Source organism: Geminicoccus sp., from assembly GCF_035556675.1.
Taxonomy (GTDB): Bacteria; Pseudomonadota; Alphaproteobacteria; order Geminicoccales; family Geminicoccaceae; genus Geminicoccus.
Genome location: NZ_DATMFZ010000211.1, coordinates 1 through 10,298 on the forward strand (window position 1 = coordinate 1; position 10,298 = coordinate 10,298).

At 74.2% G+C, this 10,298-nt stretch carries 3 protein-coding genes; all 3 read right to left on the minus strand.

Annotated features, from left to right (window positions below; genetic code table 11):
- On the minus strand, positions 1–1,494 hold a 1,494-nt coding region (locus VNS22_RS14990), incomplete at its 3' end, for a condensation domain-containing protein (RefSeq protein WP_325733749.1).
- Positions 1,491–5,348, minus strand: a complete 3,858-nt coding sequence (locus VNS22_RS14995) for a type I polyketide synthase (RefSeq protein WP_325733751.1) — start codon at positions 5,346–5,348, stop codon at positions 1,491–1,493. The genes VNS22_RS14990 and VNS22_RS14995, both read right to left, overlap by 4 nt.
- Positions 5,345–10,270, minus strand: coding sequence for a KR domain-containing protein (locus VNS22_RS15000; RefSeq protein ID WP_325733753.1), 4,926 nt, complete (start codon positions 10,268–10,270; stop codon positions 5,345–5,347). Before VNS22_RS15000 ends, VNS22_RS14995 begins: the two co-directional genes overlap by 4 nt.
- Positions 10,271–10,298: the final 28 nt, after the last annotated feature.

Genomic DNA, 10,298 nt, shown 5'->3' on the forward strand with positions numbered 1-10,298 from the left:
CAGCGGCTCGGGCGCAAAGGCCACCGCCGGGGCCGGCCGGGGCGGGACATCCACCGCCGCATCCACCCCGCCCGACCAGCCCTCGCCCGAGGCCAGCCGTTCCAGCAGCCGGCGGTAGGCCGCGAACATCGACCCCACCACACCAGCGGGAAACAGGTCCGCCACCACGTCCCAGGAGGCCAGCAGGTCGCCCTCCTCCTCGAGGACATGGTGGTCGATCGCGACCTGCGGGGTCTGGGTGATGGCGTGGACGGTGCGGCCGAGCCAGGCGAGCGGCGAGCGGCCGCCCAGCACCTGATGGCCCAGCGTGCTGGTGAACACCGCCGTGGCGGGCGTGATGTCCGGGCGGTGGCGGCGCAGCTCGCGCATCACCCGCACGCCGCTCATCGCGGCATGGTCCAGGTCCTGCGCCAGGCGCTTCTGCAGGGTGGCGGCGCGCTCGGCGAAGCTGGCGGGCGTGCTGTCCATCTCCAGCAGGATCGTCGAGGTGAAGTCGCCGACCACGTTCGCCATGCCGGGCGGGGCGGCGAAGGTGGTGAGCACGATCAGGAAGCCCGGCTGCCGGGAAAAGGCGGCCAGGATGTCGCCATAGGCGGTGGCGAGCAGGGCGGACGGCGTGATGCCGCGTTGCCGGGCAGCCTCCTTCAGGCCCGCCCAGCTTGCGGCGGGGATGCGATGGGTGTGGCGGGTGAAGCGGGGCGGGCCGTCCAGCTTCCGGCGCGGCAGGTCGGGCCCGCCCGGCAGGGTCGGCAGGCGCGCCTGCCAGTAGGCTTCCGCTGCACCGGCACCACGGCGGGCCAGTGCCCGGCAGTGCTGGGCGAAGCTCGCCTCCGGTGCCGGCAGCACCGTATCGGGATCATTGGTGAGCGCGCTCCACTCCTGGAACAGCTGCACCAGGCTCACCGCATCGGCGATCAGCAGGTCGACGCCGACATGAAGGCGGACGCGGTCGTCCAAGAGCGTCGCGCGGATGTCGAACAGCGGCCAGCCGGCCGGGTCGAACACGTGGTGCGAGCGCTCGGCGCGGATCGCGTCCAGCTTCGGCGCGGCCTCGGGATCGCCGCGCAGGTCGCTGACCTCGATCCGGTAGTGGGGCACCTCGGGCAGGACCTGCTGCCGGTCGCCGGTGAACACCGCGCGCAGCATCGGGTGGCGGCGGACCAGCCGGTTCCAGGCGTCCTCCAGCCGGGCGAGGTCGTAGCTGTCCGCCTCGAATTCGCGATAGGCGTGGCAGCCGACCCGGCCCAGCTCCAGCTCGGCGGCGCGGCCGACCAGATAGGCTTCCTGGATGTCGGTGAGCGGGAAGCTGCCGGCATCCGCTTCGGCGGCTTCGCCCTTCAGCCAGGCCAGGATCTCGCCCTTGCGCAGGCGCAGCGCCTCGCGGTCGTGATCGGCGAGCGCGCCCTTGGGCGCACGCATGGTCAGCGCCTCGCCGTCCACCGCCAGCTCGACGCCGCGGCGCTCCAGATCGCGCACGAGGTCGGCGATGCTCATAGGGTCAGCACCTCCACCTCGTCGTCGGCCAGCTCGGCGAGCCGCCGATCCAGCCCGGCCAGGTCGATGCCGGACAGGATGTCGGCCAGCTGCAGGCTGGCGCCGAACCGCCGGTTCAGCCGGTTGCGCAGGTCGACCGCCATCAGGGAATCCAGCCCGTAGGCGGTGAGCGGCCGGTCCGGCTCGACCGGGCGGCCGAGGACCCGGGCGACGATCGAGGCCACGTCGTCGCCGGGCGCCTCCTGCGCCGGGACCTCGTCCAGATAGCGTTGGAGGAGCGGCGGCGGATCGGCAGCGGCCAGGAGTGCCCGGTCGAAGGCAGCCAGCACGATCCGGGCCTCGGGCCGCGCGATGGCCGCGTCCAGGGCAGCCAGCGCCTGGGCCACCGGCATGGGCAGGATGCCGCGCCGGTCGATGCGCGCCTGCTGTGCCGGGCTCAGCGTGGCGACCATGCCCTCGCCTTCCCAGCGACCCCAGTCGATGACCTTCGCCGGCTGGCCCTTTGCCTCGCGGAATGCGGCGAATGCATCGAGCGCGGCATTGGCGGCGGCATAGGCGGCCTGGCCGGCAGCGCCGATGAAGCTCGCGATCGAGCCGAACAGGAGGAAGTGGCGGACCGGGTGGCGCCGGCTCAGTTCATGGAGGGCAAGGGCACCCGCCAGCTTCGGCGCCAGCACCGCGTCCAGTTGCTCCGGGGTCAGCTCGTCCAGGAGCGCATCGCCGCGGATGCCGGCGGCATGAATGATCGCATCCAGCGGCGGCAGGCCATTCAGGGCAGCCGCCATGACGGCTGCGGCATCGGCGGCCGCGACATCCAGGGCGAGCGGCACGACCGGGACGGGCATGGGCGGCAGGGGCGCCGGGTGCCGGCCGACCAGGACCAACGCTGTTGCACCGCGCGCGAACGCCCAGCCGGCCATCGCCCGGCCGATACCGCCGAACCCGCCGGTGATCAGGACGGTGCCGGACAGGTCCGCGGGCGGCGCCACGGGTACCGGCAGCTTCACCAGGCGCGGGCGCTCGCGTCTGGCGGTGGTGAGGCGGATCCAGGGCTCGCCGTCCGGTCGGGCCGCCTCGGCGGCGATGGCCTCGTCCGCGACCTTGCCCACCGTCTCGATGCAGCGCAGGTCGAGTTCCGGCCGCTCCTGGCGCAGCGCACTGGCGAGGCCGACCGCCGCCCCGGCAGTCGGGTCGCTCGCGGTCGACCGGATGACCAGGCAGACGCGCGGGGGCGATGGCAGTGCCGCCAGCCGGCGCAGTTCTCCGAGTGCTGCCGCCGGGGGCAGGCCGGCCTCGCCCACCCGCACGAGCGTGGCCGGCCGGGCCGCCTGAAGGGCCGGCTCGGGTGCGGTTTCCCATACGATGCCGGCCAGCCAGTCCGGCGGGGCGGTCACCGCGACCTCCCGCACCTGCATGGCTTCCACCAGGGCGACCGGGCGGCCGGCGGATTCGAGGACGATGTCGATGGCGGACTCGTCGCCGCCCTCCCGGCGCGTGGCGGTCGCACGCAGCGGTCCATCGGCCGCGCCCAGGAGGCTGACCCGGCCGATGCCGACGGGCAGGAGGGTCGCCTCGCCTTCCAGCGTGCCGCCGGCCACCTGCAGGGCCGCGTCGAGCAGGGCCGGATGGAGCGGCACGCCGTCCGGGCGCAGGCCGTCCGGGCGCTCCAGCATGGCTTCGGCGCGGCCGTCCGCCCGTTCCATGCGCTGGATCGCCTGGAAGGCGGGGCCGATGGTGATGCCGCGACCGGCCAGCGCGGTGCGCCAAGCCTCGCGGGAAAGGGCCGTGCCGGCAGCAGGGCGCTCTGTCCGTGGGGCCGCGGCGATGACGCTGGCGGTGGCCTGGGCGTGGGTGATCCAGCTGGCACCGCCGCGGCTCGTGACCGTGATCTCGCCGTCAGGCCTGGCCAGCGTGACGAGGCGCACCGGACCATCCAGCACGACCGGCTCGATGAAGTGGATGTCGGCCAGGTGCGGCCGGTCCGACGGTGCCGCGGCCGCCATCAGCGTCAGGAGCACGGCCCCCGGCACGACGATCCGGCCGGCCACCTGATGGTCGGCCAGCCAGGGCAGCCGGGCCAGGTCGAGCACGGTCTCGAGCTGGCGATCGGCGGACGGGCTGTCGATGAAGCGGCCCGGCAGCGCTGCGGGTGCCGGCAGGGCATGGCTGCGGCGGGCGGGGAAGGCTTGGCCCTGCAGCGGGGTGAGCGGCAGCACCACCCGGCGGCCGGGCTGCGGGCCGATCTCGGGATGGCCGCCCTGGCGGGGTACGGCCGTGGCGAGCTCGTCGGGATTTGCGACGCAGATCCACCAGGGCAGCCGGGCACGGCCGGCGGCGGCGCTGTGGCAGAGGTCGCGGAAGCTGTCGGGTGCCTGGGCCAGCCTCTCACGGTAGGCGGCGGCCAGCTCCTGGAGGGCCTGCGGGGTATGCGCCGAGATCAGGAGTTGCGGCCGGTGGTTCTCCGGGATCCCGGGTTCGTTCCGCGCAACTGGTGCCGGCGCCACCACGAGATGGGCGTTGGTGCCGCTGAAGCCGAAGCTGCTCACGCCCACGGCGCGCAGCGGCACCGGCATGAGGCTGCCGGGAACGCGCAGGTCGGCCCCGTCCAGCTCGATATGCGGGTTCAGGCGGCGGCAATGGAGGGAGGACGGCACGGTGCCGTGCTCGACCATCAGCACGGCCTTGATCAGCCCGGCGATGCCGGCCCCGGCGGCGAGATGGCCGACATTGCCCTTGAGCGAGCCGACCCAGAGCGGCCGGTCGCGCTCGCGGAAGACCCTGGCCAGGGCGTGCATCTCGACCGGATCGCCCAGGCCGGTACCGGTGCCGTGCGCCTCGATCGCGTCGACGGCGGCAGGCTCCAGCCCGGCATCGGCGAGGGCGGCGCGGATGACCGCCTCCTGCGCACGGCCGGACGGTGCGGTCAGGCCGGCGGAGCGGCCGTCCTGGTTCACGGCGGCACCCTGGATGACGGCGCGGACCCGGTCGCCGGCCGCCTCGGCATCGTTCAGGCGCTTCAGCACCACCACGCCGCAGCCCTCGCCCTGGCCGAACCCGTCGGCCCCCTCGCCGAACGGCTTGCAGCGGCCGTCCGGGGCCAGCATCCGCGCCCGGCTGAGCGCCACCGGCACGTGCGGCTCGAGCAGGAGGTGGGCCCCGCCCACGATCGCGATGTCGCATTCGCCGCGGCGCAGGCTCTCCACCGCGAGCTGGGCAGCGACCAGCGAGGAGGAGCAGGCGGTGTCGACCACCAGGGCCGGCCCGGTCAGGCCCAGCACGAAGGCGAGCCGGCCGGCGGCGACGCTCGCCACGGCACCGGACAGCATGTGCGGGTCGACGGCATCCGGGTCGGCCAGGGCCGAGAGCAGGTGGTCGGTACTGTTCAGGCCGAGGAACACGCCGACCGGCCGGCGCTGCAGGCGGTCGGGCGCCAGGCCGGCATCTTCCAGCGCATGCCAGGCGACCTCCAGGAGCAGGCGCTGCTGCGGGTCCATGGAGACGGCCTCGGCCGGCGAGATGCCGAACAGCTCGGCGTCGAACCGGTCGATCCCGTCGAGGAACGCCGCCTCGCGATAGCCGATCCGCCCGGGCGCATCCGGGTCCGGGTCGTGCCAGGCAGCACCGTCCCAGCGGTCGGCCGGCACCGGACCCACCGAATCGACGCCGTCCAGGAGGTTCTGCCAGAAGCCGTCCAGGTCCCGGGCGCCCGGCATCCGGCAGGCCATGCCGGTCACGGCGATCGGCGTACCGCGCTCGGACCCTGGGCGCTGCGCTTCCAGCTGCTGGACCTTGGCGCGCAGCGCCGCGATCGCCCGGATCGATTCCTTCAGGCGTTCATTCAGCGAGTCGTTCATTCGGCCGCCCCGTCGAGATGGCGCCCTGCCGCCAGCAGCTCCTGTTCCAGGAGGGCTGCCAGCTCGTCCGTGCCGAGGTCGTCGAAGCCGTCACCGGCCGCCTCAAGGATCGCCTCGGGCGGCTGGATCAGGGCGGAGAGCGGCCCGGCGGCGAGGAAGCCCGCCAGCTCGCGGCAGGTCGGGCAGTCGAACACCAGGGTCGCGGGCAGCTTGGTGCCGGCGAGTGCGGCCAGGGCGTTGCGCAGCTCGACGGTCATCAGCGAATCCAGGCCCAGCTCGCGCAGCGGCGCGTCGGCCGGCACCGCATCCATGCCCGGCAGCCCCAGGATCCGTGCCGCCAAGCCGCGGACCTCGATCAGCAGGGCGTCGAAGCGATGCTCCGGCGGCAGGCCCGCGAAGTCCCGGGCCGCGACGGCGGCCGGCGCTGCGGCTTGCGCCGTGGCCGGTGCCGAGACGGCCGCGCCCTCGGCAGTCGAGGGGCGGACGAGATCGAACAATGGCGGTGGCTGGCCGCCGAACCGGGCGCAGAAGACGGGCCAGTCGACGTCCATGATGCCCAGCACCGGGTCGCTGCCCGCCATGGCCCGGCGCAGGGCGCGGGCGGCGGCTGCGGGCGGCATCGGGCGCAGGCCGCGCCGGGCGACCTCCTCGCCCACCCTGGCCGCCGCACCGACCTCGCCCCAGGCGCCCCAGGCAATGCTCAGGCCCGGCAGGCCCTCGGCACGGCGCCGCTCGGCCAGGGCATCCAGGAAGGCGTTGGCGGCGGCGTGGTTGGCCTGGCCGGCCGAACCCAGCATGGCGGCGGACGAGGAGAACAGGACGAAATGGTCGAGCGGCAGGCCGCGGCTCAGCCGGTCGAGCAGGTCCGCGCCGGTTACCTTGGGGGCCAGCACCCGCGCGATCCTTTCGCCGCGCTGGCCCTCCAGCACCGCATCGTCGAGCACGCCCGCGACATGGAAGACTCCGCGCAGCGGCGGATCCAGGATCGCGAGCTGGCGCATCAGCGCCTCGACCTCAGCCGCATCGCCGGCATCGCAGCGCAGCCGGGTGACCTCCGCCCCCTCGATCTCGACCTCGCGCAGGGTGGGACCGGCCAGGATTAGTTGGCGGGCACCGGCCGCGACCAGTTCCCGGGCCACCTGCCGGCCGACCCCGCCGAGCCCGCCCATGATCAGGTAGGAGCCGTCCTCGCGCAGCGTCGCAGGCTCGGCAGGCATCGACATGCCGGTCAGGCGCAGCGCGTGCAGCTCTCCCCGACGCAGGGCCAGCCGGGTCTCGGCCGGGTCCTGTTCGACGATGGCGCGGGCACCTTCCGGGTCGTCACAGTCCAGGACGGTCACCCGGAGCTCCGGATGCTCCAGCGCCAGGCTGTTGGCGATGCCCAGCACGGCCGCCTGGGCCGGGACCGTCGCCTCGCCCGGCAGCACCGCCCGGGCGTGGCGCGTCACCAGCCAGAGCCGCGGCGGCACCGGCTGGGCGACGGCCTGCCGGGCGAGGTCCAGGACCGCCGCTACCAGGCCCGGCACCTCGCCGGCTTCCCGCACCTGCAGGGCGCGGTCGTCGATGATGTCGGTGGCACCCGCGACATCCTCGCCGGCCGTCCGGATGACCCGGCGATCGCTGCGGCGGGCGACATAGACCACCAGCCCCGATGCCGTGGCCGTGGCTTCGGTGCCGGTATCAATCGCTTCGGCGGCAAAGCCGGCCTCGGCCAGGAGCCGCAGCCAGGCAGGCTGCGGCAGGAGCGCGTAGTCCGGGCGCAGGTCGTGGTCGGCAAAGCGCCACATGCCCTCGGTCAGGCCGAAGGTCAGGTCGCCCCAGAGCATCGGCCGCCCGTTCTCGACCAGGAGCAGGGCGCCGTCCGGGCGCAGCAGCTCCCGGATGCGGGCGAGCGTCTGACGGAGGTCGGCCGTGGCATGGACGACGTTGGCGGCGACCACGATGTCGAACCGGCCGGGCTCGATTCCCTGGCCTGCCAGCGGGCGCTCCAGGTCGAACGGCTGGCCGTCCAAACCGAAGCGGCGCGTGCCGGCGGTGACGAAGGCCGGGGACACGTCGGTGAACAGGTAGCGGTCGCCCGGGCGCAGGCGGTCCAGCAAAGTGGCGGTGGTGCCGCCGGTGCCGGCGCCGACCTCGATCACCTGGGCGGGGCCGCGCCCGGCCAGCAGCTCGGCGAAGGCTTCCGCCGCGACCGCATTGGCGGCACGGGTGAAGGGCGAATCCCGGTAGAGCGCGCTTGCGGCGGCGAGATCGCCGGCCGGGAACAGCAGCTCCAGCGGATCCTGCCGCCCCTCGATCACCGCGCGCAGTGCCGGCCCGCAGCGCAGGAGCAGCCTCGCCTCGGGCAAGTCGGGCGGTGTTGGCGCATCGGCGGGCGGAGCACCTGCGGTCTTGAGCAGATGGGCATGGAGCGCGCGGTAGGCCGGTGCTGGCGTGGCCGTGGCGAGATCGGCCTCGGCGACGAACCGGCGGGCCAGACCGTCCAGGGCAGCTGCGGCCGCTGTGTGCTCGTCCAGGAGAGCACGTTGCTGCGCGGCCAGCTGCATCATCCGATGCGGGCGCCACTCAGAGCGATAGAACCAGGCGGCTTCCGGGCAGGGCTGGGCGGCGGAGCGGCTGTCCGGCGCCTGCAGGATCGCCTCGTTGGCCGCGAGCAGCAGCTCCGGGCGGGTGGCCGGCTCGTGATGCGCCGCGAGGATCAGGTAGCGCATCAGGCCGCGGCGCAGGGCCTGGCCGATATTGTGGTTGGACAGGAGGTGGCGGCGGGTCAGCTCGGAAAAGCCGTAGCGGGCGACCAGCCGGTCGACCTCGTCCGCAAAGGTCGGGTCGTCCAGGAAGTTGGCGACCTCGGCGCTGGTATCGGTGCAGGCCGTGATGCGCAGGCGCTGGCCGGCGAACAGTTCGGCCCAGTCGCGGGCAGTGGGGGTGAAGGAGGCGGTGTCGAGGGCGGCGATCCGGTCGCCGGTCGCGACGAAGTCCGCCATCACCATGCTGCCGCCGGGATGGAGGTGGCTGCCGATGTTGCGGAACAGGGCGGCCTTGTCCTGGATCAGCCCGGCGACCTCGAAACCGAAGATCAGGTCGAACCGACCGGGGAACGGGTCGTGCGCGCTGTCGCCGTGGTGGATGTGGACCCGTCCGGCCAGGTCCCGGGCCGCGGCACGCGCGCGGCCGACCGCGACCTGGCGCGCCGAGATGGTGAAGCCGTGCAGCTCCAGATGCGGCGCCCGCCTGGCCAGCGTGATCAGGTCGGCCCCGTGGCCGCAGCCGAAGTCCAGGACGCGGCGCAGGCTGCCGAGGTCCAGGGACTGGAAGGCCAGCTCCTTGATGGCCCGCTGCGAGCTGGTCAGCAGCTCGTGGTGCCGGCCGGCGGCAGCGCCCTCGAACAGGACCCGGATCCAGGAGAAGCCGGGCTCGGGAGCATCCAGCAGGCCGAAGGTCAGGTGGCCGTCCACCGGCCCGTCCGCCTGTTCCTGGTAGGTCTGGGCGAGTTCGGCGAGCTGGTCGTAGAAGCCCCAGACCTTCTCCTCACCGACCTCGTCGGCCGGGCGGGCCGGCGGCGTGGCCGGCTCGGCGCGCGTCAGTGTCGGATCGTCCAGCCAATAGCTCTGCCGCTCGAACGGGTAGTTTGGTGCCTGGGTGGTGGGGAGTTGGAACGGCCGGTCGATGGCCGGCCAGTCCGGATCGCAGCCCCGCTGGTGCAGCTCGGCCAGCGTCTCCAGGAGCACGCTCCAGGACGGCCGGCCACGCCGCAGCGTCGGCAGGGCCGGCAGCACCTCGCGGGCAAAGCCCGCCAGCACCGGCTGCGGCCCCAGCTCCAGCAACAGATCGCAGCCGAGCTCCTCGAGCCCCTGCAGCCCCTGGGCGAACCGCACCGGCTGGCGGGCGTGCTCCCGCCAGTAGCGCCCGTCGCGCTGCGCCAGCACGCCCCCGGTCAGGTTGCTGACCACCGGCACCTGTGGCGGCTGGTGCGGCAGGTCGGCTACCTGTTCCAGCTCGGCCAGCATCGGCTCCAGCAGCCGGGAATGGAACGCATGGCTGACCGGCAGCACGTGCACCATCAGCCCGGCCCGCTCCACGGCCGGATCGGCGGCCAGCCGGGCGATGGCCGCGGCCGGCCCGGCCACGGTGATGGAGCTGGCGGCGTTCCAGGCTGCCACCTCCAGCTCGGGATGACGGGCCAGCAGGGCTTGGGCCGCCTCGGCCGGTCCCAGCAGCGCCGCCATGCCGCCGCCTGCCGGCAAGGCCTGCATCAGCCGGGCGCGCGTCGCGATCAGTCGCGCCCCGTCTTCCAGCGACAGCATGCCCGCCAGCACCACCGCGGCATACTCGCCGACACTGTGCCCGAGCAGCGCGTCCGCCGTGATGTTCCAGGCGCGCAACTGCTCACCCAGGCCCACCGCCAGGGCGAACAGCGCCGGCTGGGCGTAGCCAGTCTGCCCCAGTGCGGTGCCGTCGGCGAAGATCTCCGCCAGCTTGCGGTCCAGCCCCATCACCGCATCGCAGCGCGCCAGCACGTCCTGGAGCACCGGCGCACCCGGCAGCAGGTCCAGCGCCATCCCGGCATGGGCCGAGCCCTGCCCGGTGATCAGAAAGCCCAGCTTCGGCCGGCCGGCCACCCTGGCCGCCGGGGCACTCGCCAGTGCCTGCTGGGCTGCTGCTCCGTCGCCCGCCGCCACCGTCAGCCGCCAGGGCAGCCGTGCCTGGCGCAGGGCGGCGGTGTGCGCCAGGGCCGGCCAGTCCGCCCCCTCGGCCAGCCGGTCCAGATAGGCCTGGCGCAGCGTGGCCAGCGCCGTCTCCGTCCTTGCCGCCAGCGGCAGCACCGCCGCCGGCCGGGAACGGGCGGCCGGGGCCTGCTCCGGCGCCTTGGCCACCACCACATGGGCGTTGGTGCCGCTGAAGCCGAAGCTGCTCACCCCCACCGCCCGTACCGGCTGGCGCTGCAGGCTG